This is a genomic window from Pseudomonas sp. S2_H01 (assembly GCF_054668305.1).
This window is the reverse complement of record NZ_CP162756.1, coordinates 6,119,652-6,141,685: the sequence shown is the minus strand read 5'-3', so window position 1 is coordinate 6,141,685 and position 22,034 is coordinate 6,119,652. Positions and strand designations below refer to the sequence as shown.

Sequence of the window (22,034 nt, the reverse complement as noted above, 5' to 3'; positions counted from 1 at the left end):
AGCACTCATGTCGGGCACAATCGCAGAACTGGGGATCGCGGTTGATTCGGGTGATGCCGCCCAAGCCGCGACCGACCTCGACAAACTCACCGCGGCTGGCGTAAAGGCCGAGAAAGCCGCCGACGACGTCACCGCCGGTTTCAAAAAGACAGCTGACGCGGCTGACAAGTTGGCCGAGGCGGAAGCGCGTGCCGCTCAAGCGACCGATGAGGCGAAGGCTCGGCTGATCGAGGTAGCGAGAACCTCGCTCCAAAACAGCGAGTATTACCAGCGACTGACGACAAGCGTCAGCAGCACTTCCAGCGCGATGGACGCCAGCCGCGATTCAACTGCAAGCCTGGCAGCATTGCAAAAACGCCTGCAGGCTGAATCCGACGCTCTCGTCGGAACAAATCAGCAGGGCGCAAAGGCTGCGAAAGATGCAGCCGCAGCTGTTGGCGTCCAGGCCGATGGCTTGCAGACGCTTCTGGGGAAGATCAGTCCGGCTTTGGCCGCGCTGCAAAAGCTGGACGATCAACAAGAGCTGCTGAACAAGCACCGCGCCGACGGCAACATTGGCGAGGATGACTTCAAAACCTTCTCGGCATCCATCGACGCCGCGCGGCAGAAGGTCAAAGGCCTGGGTGACGAGACATCGAAGTTCAGCCTGAACACCAAAGGCGCGCGCGAGAACGTCCTGCAGTTGGGCAATGCCCTGGCCGAAGGCAACTTTCGTGTGGCTGCTCACAATCTCCTGGAGATCGGGACCAGCGCGGGCGCATCTGCACTACGTTTGGTTGCGATTCTTGCGCCCATCGCTGCGGTTGCCGCAGTCGTGGCCACCCTCGGCATTGCTTATTACAAGGGCAGCGAGGAAGCTGATAGTTACAACAAGGCGCTGATCACAACCGGCAACGCCGCCGGCGTCAGTGCCAGCCAACTGGGTTCACTGGCGCGCCAGGTAAGCGCAACCGTCGGCACAACTGGCGCGGCTGCCGAAGTGCTTGCCACCCTTGCCTCCAATGGCAAAATTGCAGGCGACAGCTTTGGTGCAATCACCCAGGCTGCCATCGGCATGCAGGAGGCTACCGGAACCGCTGTCAGCGCGACCGTTGCCGAATTCGTGAAGCTGGCCGATGACCCTGTTAAGGCGTCTGCGGCGCTGAACGAGCAGTATCACTATCTGACCGCGTCCGTGTACTCGCAGATCGCCGCTCTTGAGGAGCAGGGCGACCATGCAGGGGCGGTAAAGCTTGCGACCGAGCAATACGCTGACGCGATTAACGAACGCACCCCGAAGATCCTCGAAAACCTGAGCTTTTGGGAGCGCGGCTATCTGGCGGTGGCGAAAGCCGCAGACGGCTTGAAGAATCTCGGGCGCTCCGATATCGATGCGGATATCGCCAACGCGCAGCGCGATCTCGACCAAGCGCAAAATGGCGACGTCGGCCTGTTCCAAAACAAACAGGAGATGATCGAGTACTACACCGACAAGCTCACCTTCCTCAAGGATACGAAGGCTGCCAACGCCGACATCGCCAAATATGATGCCGAGCAAGCGAAAGCGCAGCAGGATTCGATCGGGGCCATGGCCAAGATCGATGCGCTCACCAAGTCTTCCTGGACCAATGAGCAGAAGCGCACAGACGCGGTAAAGGAATACAAGAAGTGGCTGGACGACATCCGGAAGACCGATCCGAATGACTCACGCCTGAGTCAGGCGACGGTCGACAACAACCTCGCCAACATCAGCGACAAGTTCAAGGACCCGAAAGGCCCGGCCAACCAGCTGAACCTGACCGGGTTTAACGACGCTCAGAACAATCTAAAGTCGATCACCGGCTACTACCAGAACCTTGAAAAGGAGCTGGATTCGGCGCAGAAAGCCGGTCTGGTTTCCGCCGAGTCCTACAGCAGCCAGCGGGTTGCGATTGTTGAGCAGGAGAAGGGCGACCTCACCGCAGCATATGAGGCCGAAATCTCGGCGCTTGAGTCTGTTCGCGACAAGTCCTCCACCACCGCGCAGCAACGCATTCAGCTGGACGAGAAGATCGCGGACGCCCGGACCAGCATGGTCAAGGCGCAGAAAGACGCTGACAGCCAGCTTGAGGTGCTGGCCAACAACGAAAAAGGCCGCATCGATAAGCAGGCCCGCTCAATCAGCCAGTACGTACAGGCGCTGGATCAGCAACAGAAGGCGCTTGAACTTGCCGGGCAGCGTGCAGTGCTGGGTGTGGGCCGCGGTGACAGGCAGAACGCACTCGACGCTCAACTGAACAGCCAGCAAGACCGGTTTGCTCAGCAAACGCTCGACCTGGCAAACCAGAAGTCCGACCCGTCCCGGAATATGTCGGATGAGGAGTTCGCCAAAAAGTCACAGGCTTTGGCCGACGCCAATAAGAAAGCAACCGACCAGATCCGGCAGAATTACGCCGATGTAGAGACCGCCCAAGGCGACTGGACCAATGGAGCGACCTCCGCTTGGGAAAACTACCTCGACAGCGCGCGCGACATCGCCGGGCAGACGAAGACGCTCTTCACCAACGCCTTCAGCAGCATGGAGGATGCCATCGTCAATTTCGCGCTGACCGGGAAGCTTTCTTTCTCGGACTTCGCGAAGTCGATACTTGCCGACATGGCCCGGATCGCAACACGCCAGGCATCTTCTTCACTGCTCAGCGCCTTGTTTGGCGCAGGCCTGAGTTACTTCGGTGGCGGAAGTGGTAACGGTCTGGCTGCTGGTTCAGCCGGCGCGACATCCTCAAACCTCGGCGCATCGCAGGCCGGGTATTCATCCTCCTACTTCCCGCAAGCTAAAGGCGGGGCCTGGCTGGATGGCGTGCAGATGTTCGCCAATGGCGGCGCCTTCACCAACGGCATTGTCAGTTCTCCCACAGCGTTTGGGATGTCTGGTGGTGGGGCTGGTGTGATGGGTGAGGCAGGGCCTGAGGCGATCATGCCGCTGACCCGTACGTCTGGCGGCGCCCTGGGTGTGCGCGCAATCGGTGGCGGCGGGTCAAATGTTCAAATCAATGCTCCAGTGAGTATTTCGGTCGAAGATCGGAGCTCCGAGGGGTTGACGCTCGATCAGACGGCACTCGCTCAGAACCTGCAAATCCAGATCAAGCAAGCGGCCGATAAAGCCGTTGCTGATTCATGGCGACCGGGTGGCGTCAGCTTCCGGCAGACAAGGACCTGACCATGGCTATTGAAACGTTCACCTGGCCGACTCAGTTCGGGGACGCGCCGGATATCAGCTGGCGCGTCCGGAAATCACAGTTCGGCAACGGCTACACGCAGAAGGTTGGCGATGGTCCCAACAACAAGGGTCAGTCATTCCCCGTCACCTACACCGGCAGCAAGGCGACAGTCTTGGCGATCATGGCATTCCTTGATCGTCATGGCGGGGCCAAAGCCTTCAAATGGACAACCCCGCTTGGCGAAGTAGGCCTCTACACCTGCGAGAAAGCAGTGCCGACGCCGCTGGGCGGTGGGCAGTTCAAGCTCACCGCGACGTTCGACCAAGCATTCCTACCGTAAGGATCCACCATGCCGTTGATCAATGACCTGCAGGTTCTCGAACCTGGCAGCGAGGTTTTGCTTTTCGAGTTGGACGGTTCTGATTACGGAGCGGACGTCTTGCGGTTCCACGGTCACTCAATCCCGCACACCCAGGCCGAGATCATCGCGGCTGGCGATGAAGCCGATCAGCTGCCCGCTAAATCGATCTGGTGGCAGGGAGAGGAATACGGCGCCTGGCCGATGCAGATCGAAGGCATCGAGGCAAATGGCGACGGGACAGCGGTGCGTCCAACATTGTCAGTCGGCAACGTCAATGGACGAATCACGGCGCTGTGTCTCGCCTTCGAGGATCTGCTCGAGTTCAAGCTGACTATGCGGCACACCTTGGTGCGTTACATCGATGCTGTGAACTTCCCGGCGGGCAACCCAGAGGCTGATCCCACGCAGGAATCCATCGAGGTCTGGTATCTGGACCAGAAGACCAACGAGGACGGTGAAACCGTTTCGTGGGAGCTGGCAAGCCCGGGCGATGTGGGTGGCGAGTCGGTCGGTAGGCAGATGACCACCCTGTGCCACTGGTGCCTCACCGGCGGATATCGCGGCCCGAACTGCGGCTATACCGGCCCGTACTTCGACAAAGACGGAAAGCCGACCGACAACCCTGAACTCGACGAATGCAACGGCCTGTTCACTTCCGGCTGTGAGCCTCGCTGGGGTGCCAACAACGAATTACCCTTCGGCGGCTTTCCGGCCGTCTCGCTGATCGCCCGGAGTTGACCATGCTCAAGCACATCCTCAAGGCGGTGCAGGCTCATGCCGCCGCCGAGTACCCGCGCGAGTGCTGTGGCGTGCTGATCAGCATCGGTCGCAAGCAGAAGTACATCCCATGTCCGAACACCGCAACCGACCCGGGCGAAGAGTTCCGAATTGCGCCGGAGGATTACGCCGCGGCAGAAGACCAGGGCGAGGTGATCGGCATCGTGCATTCGCATCCGGATGCAACCAGCAGACCGTCACCGCGCGATCTGGCGATGTGCGAAGCGACCGAACTGCCATGGCACATCCTGAGCTGGCCGGAGGGCGACCTGCGGACCATCGTGCCAACCGGTCACACGCCGCTATTGGGCCGCCCGTTCGTGCACGGTACGTGGGACTGCTGGCAGGTCTGCGCTGACTGGTATAAGCGCGAATGGGGGCTGGACTTCGAAGCCTTCAAGCGTGAGGAGGGGTGGTGGGAGCAGGCGGACGGCCCGAGCCTGTACGAGCAGGCATACGAGGCCGCGGGCTTCGAGCGCGTCGGCACTCCGCAGCGCGGTGACATGATTGTGATGGAAGTAGGGCGCACCAAACATCCAAATCACGCCGGGATCTATCTCGGATCAGATCCGGCACTCCCCGGCGAATCAATGGCGGTTCACGGGGCTGGGCCTTTCCTGCTCCATCACATCTACGGCAAGCCGTCCGAGATCATTGTCTTCGGCGGGCCTTGGCATGACAGAACTCGTCTTATTCTGAGGCATGCGCATGCCACTTAGTCTTCCATGAATTAACCGTGTTATGGCTGGATTTCGCTCTCGTTTATTAAGGCAGCGGCTCTCCGGGTATAATGAAAAACGCGGCTTCCTTTGCTGTTCCGGCTCACTGAGACCAAGCCCAGTTGCATTAGGGAGTCGAGGTCGTCCTCAATGAATCTTGGCTCATCGGGAGCCCATCCACCTGTGCCATCAAGGGAATGAAAAATCGTTCCGACAGACATATGGCTTTCTAACAGCTTTCCCGATCCACTCGACTCATAAAACTTAAGGAAAGCTAAAGCCTGCTTTGATAGCAGAGCGCTGGGCTTAGTATTCGAAGCAAGCGCTTCAAAGCCCTCTATGCCGCTTGTGAAGCTCGCAAGTGCGTTCTCTATTCGATCCAAGCGCTCGACAAAATCAGTCCGTTGCACGTTCAAGATGGCTTTGATGCTGACGGATGTCGCGTGGTTAGCCTCAATAGATGCCTTTAGCTCCTCTTGACCAGACTGTATCAGCCAAGTCAAAAAAGCATCAAAGTCTTTACCTGCCTCGCTGTCGCGACTTGCTTTGTATTGCCCTATGAGACCAACCAATGTTGCAAATGTGCCAGTAGCGGTTAACGGATCCATAAATTGTTCCTTTCAATGGAGGCGCAACTTTACGATCTCTGCACTCACATCAGCTACTGACCTTTTGTCCACACTGGATAGGCACACAGCCCGGTGCTACCCTCGGGCCTTTCTCATTGAGGGATAATCATGCGAATTTTGATAGGGGCGCTTGCATGTGCCCTGTTGTCTGGGTGTGTGGGGCCGGGCGATCTGGCGGAAAACGAGCCAAGCATCACTGTCTCCACCAAGAAAGACCCGAAGCGTTACGCCCTATGCGTATTCCCCAAGTGGCAGAATGCGCGAACCGATTCGACAATGGCGGAGACTGAAAACGGTTATCGGCTACTTGTGGCCAGTAACAACATGGCAGACGAGATGCTCGACATCACCAAGACCTCAACCGGTAGTTCAGTGGTCCTCCATCAGCGAATGGCTTGGTCCATGATGCCTGGGCGCAGCGCGATCGAGTCAGCGGTACGATCCTGTCTTTAAGCAACCCTCAAGAAGCCGCCTCCGGGCGGTTTTTTTATGCCCGGAGCAAAAATGGCCGCTACAGCTATTCATTTCGACCCAGTAACCACAATCGTGCTCACCGGAACGCTTCGGAAGAGGTTCGGTCGCATCCACCGACGGCAGCTTGATAGCGGGCGCGCGTGGGAGGCCATTAAAGCCTTAAGTTGCACGCTTGAGGGCTTCGAGGAGGAGATTAAGCGACTCGCTAGACTAGGGATGAGGTTTGCTGTTTTCCGGAATGGGAAGAACGTTGGGGTCGACAGCTTGGATATGGGCGGCACCAGGGAAGTTAAGATCGCCCCAGTGGTTGAGGGCAGCAAGCGAGCAGGAATTCTGCAAACTGTTTTGGGTGCAGTGCTGCTTGTGGCAAGTATCTGGTTTCCTTCCTTGGCTCCTGCTGGTGTGGCCCTTGTGGCTGGCGGCGTCATCCAGATGCTCAGCCCCCAAGCCTCCGGCCTGAAGCAAAGCGCAGCTCCTGAAAACCTCCCGTCTTACGCCTTCGGCAGCGCGCGAAACACCACTGCGAGCGGTAACCCCGTCCCGATCTGCATTGGCCGTCGGCGCTGGGGTGGCGCGATCATTTCAGCATCGATCTACGCCGAAGACAAAACCTGACCTCTGACTGAAACACCCGACCGCCAAATGGCGGTTTTTTTATGCCTGGAGAAAAGCATGGGCGCAGCTGAGAGAATCGATATCACCGGCGCCAAAGGCGGAAGCAGCAGCCCGAAGGCTCCGATTGAGGCTGTGGATAGCCTGCGCTCTACCAACCTGGCCAAGATCCTGATCGCAGTTGGCGAGGGTGAATTCGACGGTACGCCGACGGCTGCGAATATCTACCTGGACAACACGCCGATCAACGATGCCAGCGGCAACGTCAACTTTCCAAACGTGAAATGGGAGTGGCGTACCGGCGCCGTAGATCAGCACTACATCCCAGGCATTCCATCGGTCGAGAACGAAACGACCGTCAACGTCGAGCTTCGCAGCGACACCGCGTGGGTGCGCTCGCTAACCAATACCCAGCTTTCTGCCGTGCGCCTGCGTTTCGCCTGGCCCGCACTCCAGCAGCAAGACGAAAACGGGAACGTCGGCGGCTACCGCATTGAGTACGCGATCGATATCGCGACTGACGGCGGCGCTTATCAGCAGGTACTGGAAGAGGCGGTCGACGGTAAGACTACAACCCGGTACGAGCGCTCGCGCCGTATCGATCTACCGGCGGCGACCTCCGGCTGGCAGATCCGCGTCCGGCGCCTGACGCCGAACCAGAATACCAACAAGATCGCCGACACCATGTTGGTCGCTGGCTACACCGAAGTGATCGACGCCAAGCTGCGCTATCCGAACACAGCACTGCTTTACATCGAATTCGACGCCGAGCAGTTCACCAACATTCCCGCGGTGACCTTGGATTGCAACGGCCGCAAATGGCAGGTGCCGAGCAACTATGATCCTGTGACGCGGAGTTACACTGGCGTCTGGGACGGCACTTTCAAATCGGCGTGGACCAACAACCCGGCGTGGGTGACGTACGGGATCTGCACTGTTGACCGCTTTGGCCTGGGCAAGCGCATCAAGCCCTTCATGGTCGACAAGTGGGAGCTGTACCGCATTGCGCAGTACTGCGACCAGTTGGTGCCGAACGGCGCCGGCGGTCAGGAGCCCCGGTTCCTCTGTGACATGAACCTGCAAGGCAAGGCCGAGGCCTGGACCCTGCTGCGCGACATATCCGCGATCTACCGTGGCATGACTTACTGGGCTCAGGGTCAGCTCGTCGCTCAGGCTGACATGCCTCGCGCTCAAGACTTCGACTACGTCTTCACTCGCGCGAACGTCATCGACGGCAAGTTCTCCTACGGCAGCGCTTCGACGAAAACCCGGTACACCCGGGCGATCGTGAGCTACGACAACCCGGCGAACAACTACGACACTGACGTTACTGCGTTCGCGGATCCTGACCTGCAGCGGCGGTTTGGGGACAAGCCGGTCGAGATTAGCGCCATTGGCTGTACGCGCGCATCTGAAGCTCAACGCCGTGGCAAATGGGTGGTGATGAGCAACAACCAGGACCGGACCGTTACGTTCAAGACCGGCATGGAGGGTGCGATCCCGCTGCCGGGCTACATTATCCCGGTGGCTGACTCGCTGCTGGCAGGGCGTGAGGTAGGAGGCCGTATCTCGGTAGTGGTTGGCCGCGTTGTAACGTTGGATCGTGACACTCAAGCCAAGGCCGGGGATCGTTTGATCATCAACCTGCCAAGCGGTAAGGCAGAAGGTCGCACCGTTCAATCCGTCGCCGGGCGCGCGGTCACTGTGACCACGGCCTACAGCGAAACTCCAACGCCGCAGCTTCAGTGGGCGCTTGATGCAGACGACTTGGCGATTCCGTTGTATCGAGTGCTAAGCACCAAGCGAACCACCGAAGGCGATTATGAAATCGCGGCGGTACAGTACGAGCCGAGCAAGTTCGCCTACATCGACACCGGAGCGCGTCTGGAAGAGCGGCCGATCAGCGTTATCCCGATTACCGTGGTTCCGGCTCCGGCCAGCGTCACGCTGACGTCGACCACTGCCATTGCACAAGGATTGGCCGTCACCACGATGACGATCACCTGGCCCGCGGTTAATGGCGCGGTCGCCTATGACGTTGAATGGCGCAAGGACAACGGTAACTGGGTCAAGGTGCAGCGCACCGGGATGACCAGTGTCGACATCACCGGCATCTATCAGGGCGCGTATCTGGCTCGGGTGCGCGCGGTGAGTGCCTACGACATCTCGTCGATCTGGCGCACCTCGATTCTGACCCAGCTCAACGGCAAGGAAGGCCTGCCGCCGGCGGTAACGTCGCTGACGGCCACACCGCTGATTTTTGGTATTCACCTGAAATGGACTTTCCCACCAGGTGCGGACGACACCCAGCGCACGGAAATCTGGTACGGGCCGACGACTGATCTCGCCGCCGCAACCAAGCTCAGCGACCTGGCTTACCCGCAGTCCGAGTACAACATGCAGGGCCTGCTGGCTGGCGTGACGTTCTTCTTCTGGGCGCGACTGGTCGACCGGACCGGCAATATCGGTCCGTGGTATCCGACCGGCATCGGTGCGATGGGGCAGAGCAGCTCAGAAGCCGGGCCAATTCTCGACATGATCGCGGGTCAGATCGGAGAAACAGAGCTCGGCCAAGAGCTGCAGGACAAAATCGACAAGATCGACGACCTGCAGGACCAGATCGACGCACTGGATGGGCTGAAAGCCTACGACCCTGATCAGACCTATATGAAAGGCCAGATGATCGTCGTCGATGGCCGGATCTTCCAGGCTGAGCAGGATGTCCCTCTGAACACGCCGCCACCGAACGCCGCGTACTGGGAGGACGTGGGCGACCTGCTGGAGACGGCGAACGGCCTGGCCGAGCAGGTGGCGACGAACACGGCCGACATCAGCGAAATCGACGGTGTGCTCACTTCGCAGGCTTCGGCCTTACAGGTGCTGCGCGCAGCGAGCCGGGATGACGACGGCGAGGGCGATGCGATTGATGCCCTGCGCGGCTGGAACGCGACAGCGAGCTTTGCCCAGGAGGTGAAGGTCCGCACGACGCAGAACAGCGCCTTGGCCCAGCAACTGACCTCGCTCGACGCGGAGGTTGGCGATAACGCGGCCAATCTGAGCACGCTCACCCAGACCGTGGCGACCGACAAGGAGGCGACCGCACTGGCGCTGCAGCAGTTGAATGTCTCCGTGGGAGACAACTCGGCGGCCATCCAGACCCAGTCCGAAGCCATCGCCGATATCGACGGCAAGGTCACCACATCCTGGTCGGTGAAAATGCAGGTCACGGCCAACGGGCAGTACGTTGCTGCCGGGATAGGGCTCGGCATCGAGAACGGGCCAGCCGGGCTGCAGAGCCAGTTCCTGGTCTCGGCTGATCGGTTCGCCATCGTTAATACCATCGCCGGCGGCGCAATTTCTGTCCCGTTTGCGGTGCAGGGCGGACAGGCTTTCTTGGCCTCGGCCTTCATCCAGGACGGCTCAATCACCTACCTCAAGGTGGGCGATCTTCAATCAAATGACTATATCGCCAACGTGCAGGGCTGGAGGATGCCTAAGTCCGGGCCTTGGGAGCTTAACGGCACGTTGGCTGATGGTCGTCGGTCCACGATCAGTAACTCTGCCATCCAGATGTATCACGCCAACGGCGTACTCGGCATTGACTTGAGACTTTGAAATGACAGGGATAACGATCAAAGCGTCTGATGGCAGGGTTTTAGTCGATATGACGATGCGAATCAGCCAGAACATGGGCTTCGTCGACACCGGCGGGGGAAACGGCAGCGCGACACTGCCGTCACCTCCTGCGGGCAAGCAGCTCTACTTTGTTGTGGTGCCGCTGGTTGATCTACAGAAATCCTTGGGGAAAAAACCCGCAGTTACGCTTAGCGGATTGAATCTGAGTTGGGCCTATTCATACAACACTAATGGATGGGGATATTTTTCTGCGAACTGTAGAATCTTTTACGGGTATTTCTAATGCCGAGTCTGATCGTTAGGAAAGAAGATGGAAGCCTTTTGTTTGATACCCAGTACATTTCCCACGGATTGATTAAAAGTGGTTATCTGCAGGCGGATGGAGAGTGGTATAGATTCGTCCTGCGGAGTGTCACCTCGGATCCGAACCAAAGATCTAGTTACGATCAGCTGCAACCACCCTTTCCGGGTGAGCGGATGTACTCAATAACCGTAACCGGCGCTGTAAACCCGATATGCTTCCTTGTTGGAAAAGGGACGCTTCAAGGAACGCAAAGAAGCGGAAGTACATTCAAGTTTTACTATGCATCTGCCAGCACTTCGACCAAGGCCTATATCTTTGACTTGATGAATGACAGCGCTACTGGCTCGCCGCCATTCCTAAAATGCAGACGGGCGGACGGATCGATCTCTTTTAATTCCTTACAGGTTCCGCTGAATGTAGCCTTCTCAATTCAGGCGCCCGCCCCAAGCGCTCTGGACAGGTTCGGAAAAAGACAGCCATACGCAGGATGTCGATGGGATTACGTCGGTTGGAGTAATTCGTCTGGAAGATCTGACGGGTGGGACGCCGTTATAGATATCCCCCTCGAAGCGAATGTCGAGTATGCGTCTTTCTTGAACTTCTCAAGAGGGTGCGACAATTGGTTTACTGATCCGACACTTACCATACTTGGTGTTTCTGAAGGATCCTATGGGAGGGTCGGAGGAATAAGCTTTATGTTCGGTCCGGCCGGGGAAACCACAAACGTGAGAGCAAATACGAGCCAGGAGCCGGGATGTTCAGTGGCCGGATTACCGGACGGTAATTATCCAACAGCCCTAGTTGTGCGCACGGCCAACCTACCATTCCCTTACAACTGATATATAGGAAATACCCATGCCCTGGACAAGATCCGGTACGGTTTCGGTTGCCCAAAATTCCACCACGGTGACGGGCACGGGGACTGACTTTGCAGCCAATACCCGGGTCGGTGACGCTTTTGTCGGTCCCGATGGTCGCCAGTACGAGATCACCAATGCTGCGAGCGCGACGGTCATCTCCATCCTTCCGGCTTACGCCGGCCCAACACTGGCGGCGGGCAATTACGCCATTGTGCCGATTCAGGGCTACAACAAAGACACTGCGGATGCATTGCGCCAGGCTTCGCTTGAGGTCGGCGATGCATTAGATGGATTGGAGGCGAGCGTTCAGGCTGCTGCTGACTCAGCCGCAGCCGCGCTCATTTCCAAGAATGCGGCTGGCACATCTGAAGCGAACGCCAGTCAGTCAGCAGGCGCTGCTCTTTCATCGAAAAACGCAGCCTCTACGTCAGAGACGAATGCAGGTCAATCAGCTGCCGCAGCGCTTGCTTCAAAGAGCGCTGCTGGAACTTCAGAGACAAACGCTGGCCAATCAGCTGCCGCCGCGCTGGCTTCCAAAAACGCGGCCGCGATCTCTGAGGCGAATGCTGCTGCAAGCGCCGGTACGGCCGGCAATGTCGGCGTAGGCAAGGGTTTTATCGAAGGGCTTCAGATGCTCTGGGTCAGCTTGAACAGCATCCAGATCCTGCCCGGATCGTGCTTCATGCCAAACTTAAATCGTGTCTATAAAGTGCCAGCAACACTGACTGTCACTCCACCCGCCGGAGTTACAGGGTTCGGCCACATATACCTGTACGACAATGCAGGGACGCCAGCGGTTGAAATGGTGACCACTGAGCCAGTGCAATATTGGAACGATGCCCGCAATAAAACGGGCGATCCGACTCGAAGGTATATTGGTTCTGCACTATTGAATAATGGGAATGCGTACAATTTTCGGCATTACCCTGCGCAGGGCAAAGTGAATTACTTGTACGCTACCCCAACAACCGCACCATTCAACCCACTTTCTGGGGGTACTGCATTGGTTGCGACAGTTGTATCAGCTGCCGCCGTTTGCCCGTCCACAGCTACACACATGGATGCATTGGTGTCTTGTGCAGGATCGGGAGCTATCTATGTTGGTAACGAGGAGCAGGCCATCCAACTTTCAAACACCAATTGGCAGATAATTTCTCTGTCGACTGGTTACACGATTTGCACTATCGCGTTCAGCTTGGCCAACACTTTGCGGCGTTTTCAGTACATCGTTTCAGGGTCTGGAATTTCAGGATTTGTCAGTACGTTGGGCTACATTTTCGGGAGATAGAAAATGCCGTATGCAATCACCGATACAGGTTGGCGAGCGGTTTGGGATGGCTTCACTGAAGCAGACCTGGTGGCAGGCGAAACGCTGGTTGATGAAATTACTGAAGAGCACCTCTACCAATTCGAAAAGGCCAAAATCCCTGCGCGTATCGCTGCACGGCGTTACGACTCGGAGACAGCAGGCATCACCCGAAATGGAATGTTCATTGATACCGGCCGAGACAGCCAAGCACTTATCACCGGCGCCGCGCTCTCGGCCATGCTCGATCCGACCTACGTCTGCAACTGGAAGACCACCGACGGATTCGTCCAGCTGGACTCCCAAACGCTGATCGGCATTGCCCAGGCAATTCGGGCTCACGTCCAAGCCTGCTTCGATCGTGAAGCGGTTTTGCTCACTGCTCTGGAAAACGGGAGCTTCGTCGAGGACATGCTGAACGGAGGCTGGCCAGCATGAGCCGTTTCACAACCACGCTGAAGACCGAACAGCTCGGCAAGTGGACGCACATTCTGTTATCGGACCTGGTGCTGGCTGACGAGGAAGGGCAGGTCATCACTGTTCCTTCTGGGTTCAGCACCGACTTTGCCAGCATCAAGGTGCTGCACAACGCCTTCCTGTTCGTGCTGTTCGCTCTGGTGTCCGGTTACGGCAACTACGCAGCAACCGTGCATGACTGGCTCTACACGACCGGGCAGATCAGCCGCAAGCAGGCCGACGCGGTGCTTTACCGCGCTCTGCGCGCCGAGGGCGTTGCTCGATGGCGGGCATGGCTCTTCTGGGCAGGCGTCCGAATAGGCGGCGCCAAACAATACACAACGACCCCGACCAGTTCGGGGTTTTTTACGCCTGGAGAAAAGTGATGCCACCAGTAACCCGAGGGGTCCGCAACAACAACCCCGGCAACATCGACTACAACCCGCGCAACCAATGGCAGGGCCAGTTGGCGCCAGATCCAGCGATCGAAAAGCGGTTCGCCCGTTTTGACACTGCTGAGAACGGCATCCGCGCGCTGGCGAAGTTGATCCTCGCTTACCGCGGGAAGGGCGGTATGCCCGGCATTGGCAGCACCGGCATCGACACCGTGCGGGAGGTGATCAACCGCTGGGCGCCGGGCGTGGAGAACGACACCGAGGCATACATCAAGGCAGTGGCCGCCGGCGCTGGGGTTGCGCCGAATCAGCCGATCGATCTGCGCAACTTCCGTACGCTGATCGCGGTCACTGCCGGGATCATCCAGCACGAGAACGGCTGCATGCCCTACGCAGCTCCGGTCATCGCCGCAGGGGTGCAGCGGGCCCTATCTTAAGTTGACCTCATCAGCGGCCACTATCCCACAGCGCAACTCATCCACAAGCCTTTGTATCGCTGACTGACTTTTCAGGCTGGGTAGATAGACACCTGGAACCACGAAGGTCTTAGGCGTGGTCGAGTGGGTTGTCACTGTGATGTCGACGCTGATGTCGTTGGACAGGATGCAACGGCAGCTATTGGGCAGCATCTGTTGCTCAATAATCTGTGCTATTTCCTTGAAGCTCGAAAGTTGGTCCGTCATATTTTAGCCCTCCTGAAGCAGGACAATTGATGCTACTCAAAAAAAATAGCTGTGCAATGCTGCCATTATGAAGCCTGTACACACTGATTGAGCCGTACAACTTTTCTACTCGGCCAAACTTGCTATCCATTGATGGACAGAAAAAGCTTGTAACTATCCATCGGGGTCTTTTCCGCACATCCGCTATTCCAATTCTCCACTTTCACTGCAAAGAAAGTGGAGTAGCTGGGGCTCGCCTATCAATTTTGATCAAAGGACTTACCATGGCCGAAGCACAGTTGAAATTAATCGGTGTTGCTGTAATCGCGCTGGCCCTATTCCTCGGCGGCGGTACCGTCGCTTGGTTCTGGCAGGCCAACGTCTACGGCGAGGTCATCGCGACGAATGAGGCCAACCGCCAGGCCGATCTGACCAGGATTGCCAACGCAGGCGCTGCGCAAGCACGACAGGCGCTGGCCAAGCAGCAGGACGTCGAGCAGAAACTCGCCGCCCTCGATAAAGCCGCTACAGAACAGAAGGAAAAGGCAAATGCTGAAAACGAAACTTTGCGGCACGCTGTTGCTGACGGCACTCGCCGGTTGCGCATCGCGGGAAGTTGTAGTGCCGGTGGTGGGAACGTGTCCCAAACCGCCAGCGCCGCCAGCGTGGGTGATGCAGGCACCGTCGAACTCTCTGCAGCAACTGGACGATCTGTTCTCGATATCCGCGCCGGGATCATTGCTGATCAAGCAGCCTTAAAGGCGGCGCAGGCGTATATCAGGGATGTGTGCCAATCGCCAGCATTGCCGTAACAGCCCATATGCATAAACTACCGCCCACACGGATTTGGGCGAAACCATGGACCCTAGACTTGCTGGCTTGTCCTTTCTGCTGACTCTCACTTGGATTGGCATTGTCCTAATCCTGTTCTGGATTTATGCCTGAGCCGCAGCCAGCAGATTCGTTTAGGTTCGGTCCCCAGGCTGCGCTGCCTCGACTGCCGGCCCAAGGAGGTCATAGTAGCGGTAATGAAAATCCGCTTCCTGCTTGTTGCCGTTAACTTTCGCTCGTATCGCCTGATCGAGATGCCATTCGCGCATCCGGCGTAGGCTTGCGAGCTGTCTTTGAGATCGATTGTTGAACGGCATAATTTCCTCCATCTGTACGATTACTGCTCCGTTTGTAGGACAATCCTAGACAAGCATAGTGATACTTTCAACCTGTCAGACGTCATCCCATACAGTATTGACCCGTATCCTGCGATTCTCGTTAACTGTACGCATATACAGTATCGAGATTCCCCCATGCACTTCCTCATCACACCGCGCCGCCGCCTCGGTGTCGCGCTCACCAGGCAAGAAATCAGCGCCGCGACCGCGATCAAGGGCGACATCCATATAAATGAAGACCGCAACAGCGTCCTCGGCCGCGCGACGATGGTGGCCAGCGTGTTCAATACGGCACCCGGCAGTCCTCACGCGCTGCCGCCGCTGTTCGATGCCGACGTCACCAGCATGGCTACCCTTGGCATGAACATCTCGGGCGTTGAGGAAGTCGACGGGGCGTTCTACTTCCAATCCTGGTGGTGCCGCATTGAGTGACGATCCGCTGGCCGACTGGCGCGCGGCGATCAAAGCGCGTGACGACCTGATCACCGATCCGGAGGGCCAACGGGCAAAGCTGGTTGGACTGGCGATGCTAGCCGGTCGGAGACACCTGGTCGACGAGGAGGAATTGAACGAGATGATCGAGCTTTCCGACGCCGCGCGACTCTGGGCGCTGGTCGAATGGGAGGAGGCTGAGCGGATTGGCCTGTTCTCTGGTGCAGTGCCAGACCGGGCCGATGGGTTGCAGGTCATAAAAGGGAGAGGGTGAACGTCGGCAGGACGCCGGAGGCAGGGAGTTTTTCGGAAAAATCCTGTAGGGACTTTTGCGGGGATCTGTAAAATTCGGTCCAGCACGGTTAGGCATCGTTTGCAGTGGGCGCCTATCCGATGTGACGGTTTTATTGCCTTTCAGAGCACCATTCAAGCATGGGGTGCTAGGGGTCGAGTGTTCGAATCACTCCGTCCCGACCATATATTTCAATGACTTAGCCCAATCTTTTCAGGTTGGGCTTTTTCATGCGCGTGGCTTTTGGGTGATTCGTCATTTCTTTATGCCTGCATCCTTTTCAAAATCGTCAGAACCGGTCCTCTCAAATCGGTTAGCGATACTTTATTTGCCTTCAACTCAAGCCAGTGTCTCGTAAGCCGATAGCCTTGAACTGCATTCCGCAGTGCATGGAGGCGTAATGAAGAGAATCGCAATCGCTGGGTTAGTCGCTCTGCTGTCGATAGTGTCAGTATCCGCGTCTGCTTGTCCTAAGGGCACGCATCCGACTGGCGGGACCGGATCCCATCACAAAGGTGGCACCTGCGTTTAATTGAAGGCCCAGCCCTGTGCTGGGCTTTTGCCTCAGCTTCAAGCAGTCGCATTCGGAGCCGAGACCACGTCGTACGACAGCCCTTCCAGCGTGAAAAGGGTTCTCCATTCAAGGAAACCGGGCTTAGGCTCGCAAAGCAGCTGTACGGAGGACTCGTATACCTCTTCGACAATCGCGATATCGCCTGGCGCTGCCTCCCTGGCGTTGATCCAGTCAACACGTACGGTCGCGGATGGCTCGATGCGCGCCAGCCTGACCCAATCGCCTTTACAGAGCTGTTCATTCAAATCCGACATTTTTGCCCCCTTCGCCAAAAACGATTATGCGCAAGGCTACCTTGAGTTCGGAGAGTTGCCTGGCAAGCATTACCTCCGGCCCCTCCGCCCTAAAAGGCAGGCTAGAGCCTCGCGACGAAAACAGCCGCTCGTCGGAACATAAGCACTATCAAGAGGTTGGCTACTCAATGGGATAGCCAAAGGAAATGGAATTTATGCGACCGAATGTTTTTGATGTACCCAATGCGCTCGATTTAATCAAAGAGCTGGATGAAGCCACTGAGCAGATGATGGCGATCGGGGTCGATCAAGTCGGCTGTCCACAGTGGCAGGCGGCCTTTGACCGACAGCAGCGCGCTTTTCGAAATTGGCGTGATTACTTGTACCTCAAGGCGGACGAGAAGCCGCCAGTAAGCCTCCTGAACATCGCGTGACGCCGTAGGGACCAGCGGGGTAGGCGTGGATACAGTTCTTGACGCGCAGATGAGTGTTTGAGGCCGAGGTCCCGGTGCTATGCTGCCTGCTCATCGTCCTGGAGCAGGGGAATTGAAAGCTTTTGCATTTCTGCGCGATCCTACCTTTATCGTCGGGGTTCCTCTGTTGGGGGTTGGGCTGATCTACAACATCCCGGCCCTGACAGGACTGGGTTTGTCACTGCTCGCCTGCGCGCTGATCGTTAATTGACGCGCGACTAATCCGGTGTACGCCGACGGCCTCATCGGGTCATTTCTTCTGCGAAGCCAACCGAAACAGACCGTCGATCCGGTTTAGTTGAATTAGCTGATCAACCATCGCTCATAGATAGATGGAATCGATAACCGATTGCTTCAGCTAAAGGTTTTTTCCGCATGCAAACTGCAGACGATTTCCGCTTTACGGCCCACACGCTTCTGCTCGCGCTGGATGAATCCACTCTCAACATGATGAAGATGGTGTCCAGCTCATCGATGGGCGGTGTCGCCTGGAAGTCAGCAGTTCTCCATCAGCAGGACTCTTTTGCCAATCTGCACTCGCATCTGGGTTTGCCCGAAGCATTAGAGCTGATGCAGCAAGGCCGTTTTCGCTAAGGCCCGGCCGCGATAGAGCTCCGTAGCGGTGCGCATCGATGCCGCCTCTGTTGAGCGTTGACCGGCGCAGAATCCGTATAAATAAAACAGCCCGGCGCTCGCCGGGCTGTTTCTACGTTGGTCGCTCATCCGGCTGAGCCAATTACGCTCAGCCCTTACGTTTACTCGTCATACCCAAGGTTCGGCGCCAGCCATCTCTCGGTGACGCGCATCTCCTGACCCTTACGGGCGCTGTAGCTTTCCACCTGATCCTTGTCGACTTTGCCGACGGCGAAGTACTGCGCCTGTGGGTGGGCGAAGTACCAGCCGCTGACGGCCGCTGCCGGGAACATGGCGTAGTGCTCGGTCAGGAAGACGCCGCTGATGCCAGGCTTGCCTTCACCGTCCTGGGTCGGGTCCAGCAGGTCGAACAGGACGCCCTTCTCGGTGTGGTCCGGGCAGGCCGGGTAGCCGGGGGCAGGGCGGATGCCAGCGTATTTCTCTTTGATCAGGTCTTCGTTGTCCAGTTGCTCGTCGGTGGCGTAGCCCCAATAGTCTTTACGCACTTGCTGGTGCAGCCATTCGGCGCAGGCTTCGGCCAGACGATCGGCCAGCGCTTTGACCATGATCGCGTTGTAGTCGTCGCCCTTGTCCTGATAGGCCTTGGACACTTCTTCGGCGCCGATGCCGGCGGTGGTGATAAAGCCGCCGACGTAGTCGGTCACGCCACTGCCTTTGGGTGCCACGAAGTCGGCGAGCGAGAAGTTCGGCTTACCGTCGGTCTTGATGATCTGCTGGCGCAGGTGATGCAGCTTTGCCAGCGGCTGACCGTCATCGCCGTACAGCTCCAGGTCGTCATGGTCCACCTGATTGGCGGGCCAGAAGCCGAACACCGCGCGGCTGCGGATCAGTTTCTCGTCGATGAGTTTGCGCAGCAGTTCCTGGGCGTCGTTGAACAGCGAGGTCGCTGCTTCACCCACGACTTCGTCCGTGAGGATTCGCGGGTATTTGCCCGCCAGGTCCCACGAGATAAAGAACGGGGTCCAGTCAATGTAATCGACCAGTACGTTGAGGTCGATGTCTTCCAGCACCTTGACGCCGGTAAACGTCGGCTTGACCGGCTGATAGCTGGCCCAGTCAAACTGTGGCTTCTTGGCGATTGCCGCGCTGTAGCTCAAACGTTCGGTCCGGGCGCTGCGGGCCGAGGTGCGCTCACGCACTTCCACGTATTCGGCGCGGGTTTTCTCGATGAAACCGGCTTTCAGTTCCTTGGACAGCAACTGGGTGGCCACGCCCACGGCGCGCGAGGCGTCGGTCACGTAGATCACCGCGTCGTTGCTGTATTTGGGCTCGATCTTCACAGCCGTGTGCGCTTTGGACGTCGTCGCGCCGCCGATCATCAGTGGCAGGCTGAAGTTCTGTCGCTGCATTTCGCGGGCGACGTGAACCATCTCGTCCAGCGACGGTGTGATCAGGCCCGACAGGCCGATGATGTCGCACTTCTCATCCTTGGCCACCTGCAGGATCTTCTCCGCAGGCACCATGACGCCGAGGTCGACGATGTCGTAACCGTTACAGCCCAGCACGACGCCGACGATGTTCTTGCCGATGTCGTGGACGTCGCCCTTGACCGTGGCCATCAGGATCTTGCCCTTGGCCTCCGGCTTGTCGCCTTTTTCCGCTTCGATGAACGGGATCAGGTGCGCAACCGCCTGCTTCATCACGCGGGCGGATTTCACCACCTGCGGCAGGAACATCTTACCCGAACCGAACAGGTCGCCGACCACGTTCATGCCCGCCATCAGTGGGCCTTCGATGACCTCGATGGGGCGTGCGAAGGACTGACGCGAAAGCTCGGTGTCCTCGACAATGTGGGTGGTGATGCCTTTGACCAGCGCGTGTTTGAGGCGCTCGTTGACGTCCCAGCCGCGCCATTCTTCGGTTTCAGCTTCCTTGACCGACCCATCGCCTTTGAACTTGTCGGCAATCGCCAGCAGCGCATCGGTGCCATTGGGGGTGCGGTTCAGCACCACGTCTTCCACCGCGTCGCGCAGCTCGGCAGGAATCTCGTCGTAGATTTCCAGCTGGCCGGCGTTGACGATGCCCATGGTCAGGCCGCTGCGGATGGCGTACAGCAGGAACACCGAGTGAATCGCCTCGCGCACCGGGTTGTTGCCCCGGAACGAGAACGAAACGTTGGAGACGCCGCCGGACGTCAGTGCATACGGCAGCTCGTCGCGGATGTAGGCGCAGGCATTGATGAAGTCGACTGCGTAGTTGTTGTGCTCCTCGATGCCAGTGGCGACGGCGAAGATGTTCGGGTCGAAGATGATGTCTTCCGGCGGGAAGCCGACTTCATTGACCAGAATGTCGTAGGAGCGTTTGCAGATTTCTTTCTTGCGCGCTTCGGTGTCGGCCTGACCGGCCTCGTCGAACGCCATCACCACCACCGCAGCGCCGTAGCGCTTGCACAGCTTGGCGTGGTGGATGAACTGCTCGACGCCTTCCTTCATGCTGATCGAGTTGACGATGCCCTTGCCTTGAATGCACTTGAGGCCGGCTTCGATCACTTCCCATTTCGAGGAGTCGATCATGATCGGCACGCGCGAGATGTCCGGTTCGCCGGCAATCAGGTTGAGGAAGGTCACCATGGCCTTCTTCGAGTCCAGCATGCCTTCGTCCATGTTGATGTCGATCACCTGAGCGCCGGCTTCGACCTGCTGCAGGGCGACTTCCAGGGCTTCGGTGTAGTTGTCTTCACGGATCAGGCGGGCGAAGCGGGCGGAGCCGGTGATGTTGGTGCGTTCGCCGACGTTGACGAACAGCGAACTGCGATCAATGGTGAACGGCTCAAGGCCCGAGAGGCGGCAGGCCTTGGGAATATCCGGAAGGGCGCGCGGTGCATAGTTGGCGACGATGTTGGCAATGGCTTTGATGTGAGCCGGCGTGGTACCGCAGCAACCGCCGACGATGTTGAGGAAGCCGCTCTGGGCGAACTCTTCGACGACCTTGGCCATCTCGGCGGGCGCTTCGTCGTACTCACCGAACTCGTTTGGCAGGCCCGCATTCGGGTGCGCCGACACATGGGTGTCGGCCTTGTTGGACAGTTCTTCGAGGTACGGGCGCAGCTCGCTGGCGCCCAATGCGCAGTTCAGGCCGACCGAGATCGGATTGGCGTGACGCACCGAGTTCCAGAACGCTTCGGTGGTCTGGCCCGACAGGGTACGGCCAGAGGCATCGGTGATGGTGCCAGAAATCATGATCGGCAGCTCGAAGCCGATCTCGTCGAACACGCCTTGCACGGCGAAGATCGCCGCCTTGGCGTTCAAGGTGTCGAAAATGGTTTCGATGAGGATCATGTCCGCACCGCCTTCGATCAGGCCCTTGGTGGCTTCGGTGTAGTTTTCCACCAGTTCGTCGAAGGTGACGTTGCGATAGCCCGGGTTGTTGACGTCTGGCGACAGCGAGCAGGTGCGGCTGGTCGGGCCGAGCACGCCAGCGACGAAGCGCGGCTTGTTCGGTGTTTCCAGGGTCTTGGCGTCGGCGACCTGACGGGCAAGGCGGGCGCCTTCCACGTTCAGTTCATACACCAGCGCTTCCATCCCGTAGTCGGCCTGAGAGACCTGGGTGGCGTTGAAGGTGTTGGTTTCGAGGATGTCGGCGCCGGCGTCCAGGTATTCCCTTTCGATCGCACCGATGACGTCCGGCCGCGTCAGGATCAGCAAATCGTTGTTGCCCTTGACGTCGCTGGGCCAGTCGGCAAAGCGCTTGCCGCGGTAGTCTTCTTCCTCCAGGCGATAGCTCTGGATCATGGTGCCCATGCCGCCATCGAGAATCAGGATTCGCTCTTTGAGAGCCTGCTGAAGTGCTTGAAGACGCGCGCTGCGATCTGACATGAAGAGTACCCGGACGAAGAAA

The 22,034-nt window shown here is 58.1% G+C and carries 21 protein-coding genes; 16 read left to right on the top strand and 5 right to left on the bottom strand.

The genetic code is table 11. From position 1 onward, the window contains the following. The first annotated feature begins 7 nt into the window (after positions 1-7). From AB4N84_RS27410 to AB4N84_RS27395, 4 genes are read left to right on the top strand one after another with little or no spacing between them, the layout of a single operon-like run. Positions 8-3,178: a phage tail tape measure protein gene (locus tag AB4N84_RS27410; protein ID WP_460044112.1), complete on the top strand. Its 3,171-nt coding sequence runs from the start codon at positions 8-10 to the stop codon at positions 3,176-3,178. 2 nt (positions 3,179-3,180) lie between these two features. After that, complete coding sequence (locus AB4N84_RS27405) at positions 3,181-3,519, top strand: phage tail protein (RefSeq protein ID WP_460044111.1); 339 nt, start codon at positions 3,181-3,183, stop codon at positions 3,517-3,519. A gap of 9 nt (positions 3,520-3,528) precedes the next feature. Next, positions 3,529-4,278, top strand: coding sequence for a phage minor tail protein L (locus AB4N84_RS27400; protein WP_460044110.1), 750 nt, complete (start codon positions 3,529-3,531; stop codon positions 4,276-4,278). 2 nt (positions 4,279-4,280) lie between these two features. Beyond that, on the top strand, positions 4,281-5,036 hold the full coding sequence (locus tag AB4N84_RS27395) for a C40 family peptidase (protein WP_460044109.1): 756 nt from the start codon (positions 4,281-4,283) through the stop codon (positions 5,034-5,036). 20 nt (positions 5,037-5,056) lie between these two features. Here the strand turns inward: AB4N84_RS27395 and AB4N84_RS27390 are convergent, their stop codons facing one another. After that, on the bottom strand, positions 5,057-5,644 hold the full coding sequence (locus AB4N84_RS27390; RefSeq protein WP_460044107.1) for a hypothetical protein: 588 nt from the start codon (positions 5,642-5,644) through the stop codon (positions 5,057-5,059). Between the two features lie 525 nt (positions 5,645-6,169). Here AB4N84_RS27390 and AB4N84_RS27385 point away from each other — a divergent pair. The 6 genes from AB4N84_RS27385 to AB4N84_RS27360 all read left to right on the top strand — a co-directional run bounded on the left by AB4N84_RS27385 (position 6,170) and on the right by AB4N84_RS27360 (position 14,145). Further along, positions 6,170-6,754: a tail assembly protein gene (locus tag AB4N84_RS27385; RefSeq protein WP_460044105.1), complete on the top strand. Its 585-nt coding sequence runs from the start codon at positions 6,170-6,172 to the stop codon at positions 6,752-6,754. A gap of 57 nt (positions 6,755-6,811) precedes the next feature. Continuing rightward, positions 6,812-10,366 (top strand): TipJ family phage tail tip protein, encoded by a 3,555-nt coding sequence (locus tag AB4N84_RS27380; RefSeq protein ID WP_460044104.1) that lies wholly within the window; start codon positions 6,812-6,814, stop codon positions 10,364-10,366. Between the two features lie 1,180 nt (positions 10,367-11,546). Next, entirely contained in the window at positions 11,547-12,839 is a 1,293-nt protein-coding gene (locus tag AB4N84_RS27375; RefSeq protein ID WP_460044102.1) for a hypothetical protein, read from the top strand. Positions 12,840-12,842: 3 nt separating this feature from the next. Next, the gene (locus tag AB4N84_RS27370) at positions 12,843-13,295 is read left to right on the top strand and encodes a DUF4376 domain-containing protein (RefSeq protein ID WP_460044101.1); all 453 of its coding nucleotides are present in this window, start codon (positions 12,843-12,845) and stop codon (positions 13,293-13,295) included. Beyond that, the gene (locus AB4N84_RS27365; protein ID WP_460044100.1) at positions 13,292-13,699 is read left to right on the top strand and encodes a DUF1353 domain-containing protein; all 408 of its coding nucleotides are present in this window, start codon (positions 13,292-13,294) and stop codon (positions 13,697-13,699) included. Before AB4N84_RS27370 ends, AB4N84_RS27365 begins: the two co-directional genes overlap by 4 nt. After that, positions 13,699-14,145, top strand: a complete 447-nt coding sequence (locus AB4N84_RS27360; protein ID WP_460044099.1) for a structural protein P5 — start codon at positions 13,699-13,701, stop codon at positions 14,143-14,145. Before AB4N84_RS27365 ends, AB4N84_RS27360 begins: the two co-directional genes overlap by 1 nt. On the opposite strand, the gene AB4N84_RS27355 is transcribed toward AB4N84_RS27360, so the two are convergent. Continuing rightward, entirely contained in the window at positions 14,137-14,391 is a 255-nt protein-coding gene (locus tag AB4N84_RS27355) for a hypothetical protein (protein ID WP_460044098.1), read from the bottom strand. The two genes, AB4N84_RS27360 and AB4N84_RS27355, sit on opposite strands and share 9 nt — an antisense overlap. A 263-nt stretch (positions 14,392-14,654) precedes the next feature. Between AB4N84_RS27355 and AB4N84_RS27350 the strand changes: the two genes are divergently transcribed. Then, on the top strand, positions 14,655-15,182 hold the full coding sequence (locus tag AB4N84_RS27350) for a lysis protein (RefSeq protein ID WP_460044097.1): 528 nt from the start codon (positions 14,655-14,657) through the stop codon (positions 15,180-15,182). Between the two features lie 153 nt (positions 15,183-15,335). Here the strand turns inward: AB4N84_RS27350 and AB4N84_RS27345 are convergent, their stop codons facing one another. Continuing rightward, positions 15,336-15,518, bottom strand: coding sequence for a hypothetical protein (locus AB4N84_RS27345; protein WP_460044096.1), 183 nt, complete (start codon positions 15,516-15,518; stop codon positions 15,336-15,338). Between the two features lie 156 nt (positions 15,519-15,674). Between AB4N84_RS27345 and AB4N84_RS27340 the strand changes: the two genes are divergently transcribed. Together AB4N84_RS27340 and AB4N84_RS27335 are read left to right on the top strand one after the other, a co-directional pair. After that, positions 15,675-15,971: a hypothetical protein gene (locus tag AB4N84_RS27340; protein ID WP_460044095.1), complete on the top strand. Its 297-nt coding sequence runs from the start codon at positions 15,675-15,677 to the stop codon at positions 15,969-15,971. After that, entirely contained in the window at positions 15,964-16,245 is a 282-nt protein-coding gene (locus AB4N84_RS27335) for a hypothetical protein (protein WP_460044093.1), read from the top strand. The genes AB4N84_RS27340 and AB4N84_RS27335 overlap by 8 nt, the downstream gene beginning before the upstream one ends. A 588-nt stretch (positions 16,246-16,833) precedes the next feature. On the opposite strand, the gene AB4N84_RS27330 is transcribed toward AB4N84_RS27335, so the two are convergent. Then, positions 16,834-17,091 carry a hypothetical protein gene (locus AB4N84_RS27330; protein WP_460044092.1) on the bottom strand — a complete coding sequence of 86 codons (258 nt, stop codon included), beginning with the start codon at positions 17,089-17,091 and terminating at the stop codon, positions 16,834-16,836. 194 nt (positions 17,092-17,285) lie between these two features. Between AB4N84_RS27330 and AB4N84_RS27325 the strand changes: the two genes are divergently transcribed. The 3 genes from AB4N84_RS27325 to AB4N84_RS27315 all read left to right on the top strand — a co-directional run bounded on the left by AB4N84_RS27325 (position 17,286) and on the right by AB4N84_RS27315 (position 18,137). After that, positions 17,286-17,504, top strand: coding sequence for a hypothetical protein (locus tag AB4N84_RS27325; protein ID WP_074756830.1), 219 nt, complete (start codon positions 17,286-17,288; stop codon positions 17,502-17,504). Between the two features lie 112 nt (positions 17,505-17,616). Further along, a complete protein-coding gene (locus AB4N84_RS27320; protein WP_460044091.1) occupies positions 17,617-17,754 on the top strand; it encodes a hypothetical protein in 138 nt (45 codons plus the stop codon). A 164-nt stretch (positions 17,755-17,918) separates the two neighbouring features. Then, the gene (locus AB4N84_RS27315) at positions 17,919-18,137 is read left to right on the top strand and encodes a hypothetical protein (RefSeq protein ID WP_074756828.1); all 219 of its coding nucleotides are present in this window, start codon (positions 17,919-17,921) and stop codon (positions 18,135-18,137) included. A 161-nt stretch (positions 18,138-18,298) separates the two neighbouring features. On the opposite strand, the gene metH is transcribed toward AB4N84_RS27315, so the two are convergent. Further along, positions 18,299-22,012: a methionine synthase gene (gene metH, locus AB4N84_RS27310; protein ID WP_460044090.1), complete on the bottom strand. Its 3,714-nt coding sequence runs from the start codon at positions 22,010-22,012 to the stop codon at positions 18,299-18,301. Between the last annotated feature and the right edge of the window lie 22 nt (positions 22,013-22,034).

Excerpts from the sequence above, each read along its gene's own strand:
- AB4N84_RS27390 (WP_460044107.1), bottom strand. The coding sequence starts at position 5,644 with ATGGATCCGTTAACCGCTACTGGCACATTTGCAACATTGGTTGGTCTC.
- AB4N84_RS27350 (WP_460044097.1), top strand. The coding sequence starts at position 14,655 with ATGGCCGAAGCACAGTTGAAATTAATCGGTGTTGCTGTAATCGCGCTG.
- AB4N84_RS27365 (WP_460044100.1), top strand. The coding sequence starts at position 13,292 with ATGAGCCGTTTCACAACCACGCTGAAGACCGAACAGCTCGGCAAGTGG.
- AB4N84_RS27360 (WP_460044099.1), top strand. The coding sequence starts at position 13,699 with ATGCCACCAGTAACCCGAGGGGTCCGCAACAACAACCCCGGCAACATC.
- metH (WP_460044090.1), bottom strand. The coding sequence starts at position 22,012 with ATGTCAGATCGCAGCGCGCGTCTTCAAGCACTTCAGCAGGCTCTCAAA.
- AB4N84_RS27315 (WP_074756828.1), top strand. The coding sequence starts at position 17,919 with ATGCAAACTGCAGACGATTTCCGCTTTACGGCCCACACGCTTCTGCTC.
- AB4N84_RS27340 (WP_460044095.1), top strand. The coding sequence starts at position 15,675 with ATGCACTTCCTCATCACACCGCGCCGCCGCCTCGGTGTCGCGCTCACC.
- AB4N84_RS27325 (WP_074756830.1), top strand. The coding sequence starts at position 17,286 with ATGCGACCGAATGTTTTTGATGTACCCAATGCGCTCGATTTAATCAAA.
- AB4N84_RS27395 (WP_460044109.1), top strand. The coding sequence starts at position 4,281 with ATGCTCAAGCACATCCTCAAGGCGGTGCAGGCTCATGCCGCCGCCGAG.
- AB4N84_RS27370 (WP_460044101.1), top strand. The coding sequence starts at position 12,843 with ATGCCGTATGCAATCACCGATACAGGTTGGCGAGCGGTTTGGGATGGC.
- AB4N84_RS27380 (WP_460044104.1), top strand. The coding sequence starts at position 6,812 with ATGGGCGCAGCTGAGAGAATCGATATCACCGGCGCCAAAGGCGGAAGC.
- AB4N84_RS27330 (WP_460044092.1), bottom strand. The coding sequence starts at position 17,091 with ATGTCGGATTTGAATGAACAGCTCTGTAAAGGCGATTGGGTCAGGCTG.
- AB4N84_RS27410 (WP_460044112.1), top strand. The coding sequence starts at position 8 with ATGTCGGGCACAATCGCAGAACTGGGGATCGCGGTTGATTCGGGTGAT.
- AB4N84_RS27400 (WP_460044110.1), top strand. The coding sequence starts at position 3,529 with ATGCCGTTGATCAATGACCTGCAGGTTCTCGAACCTGGCAGCGAGGTT.
- AB4N84_RS27345 (WP_460044096.1), bottom strand. The coding sequence starts at position 15,518 with ATGCCGTTCAACAATCGATCTCAAAGACAGCTCGCAAGCCTACGCCGG.
- AB4N84_RS27385 (WP_460044105.1), top strand. The coding sequence starts at position 6,170 with ATGGCCGCTACAGCTATTCATTTCGACCCAGTAACCACAATCGTGCTC.
- AB4N84_RS27405 (WP_460044111.1), top strand. The coding sequence starts at position 3,181 with ATGGCTATTGAAACGTTCACCTGGCCGACTCAGTTCGGGGACGCGCCG.
- AB4N84_RS27375 (WP_460044102.1), top strand. The coding sequence starts at position 11,547 with ATGCCCTGGACAAGATCCGGTACGGTTTCGGTTGCCCAAAATTCCACC.
- AB4N84_RS27355 (WP_460044098.1), bottom strand. The coding sequence starts at position 14,391 with ATGACGGACCAACTTTCGAGCTTCAAGGAAATAGCACAGATTATTGAG.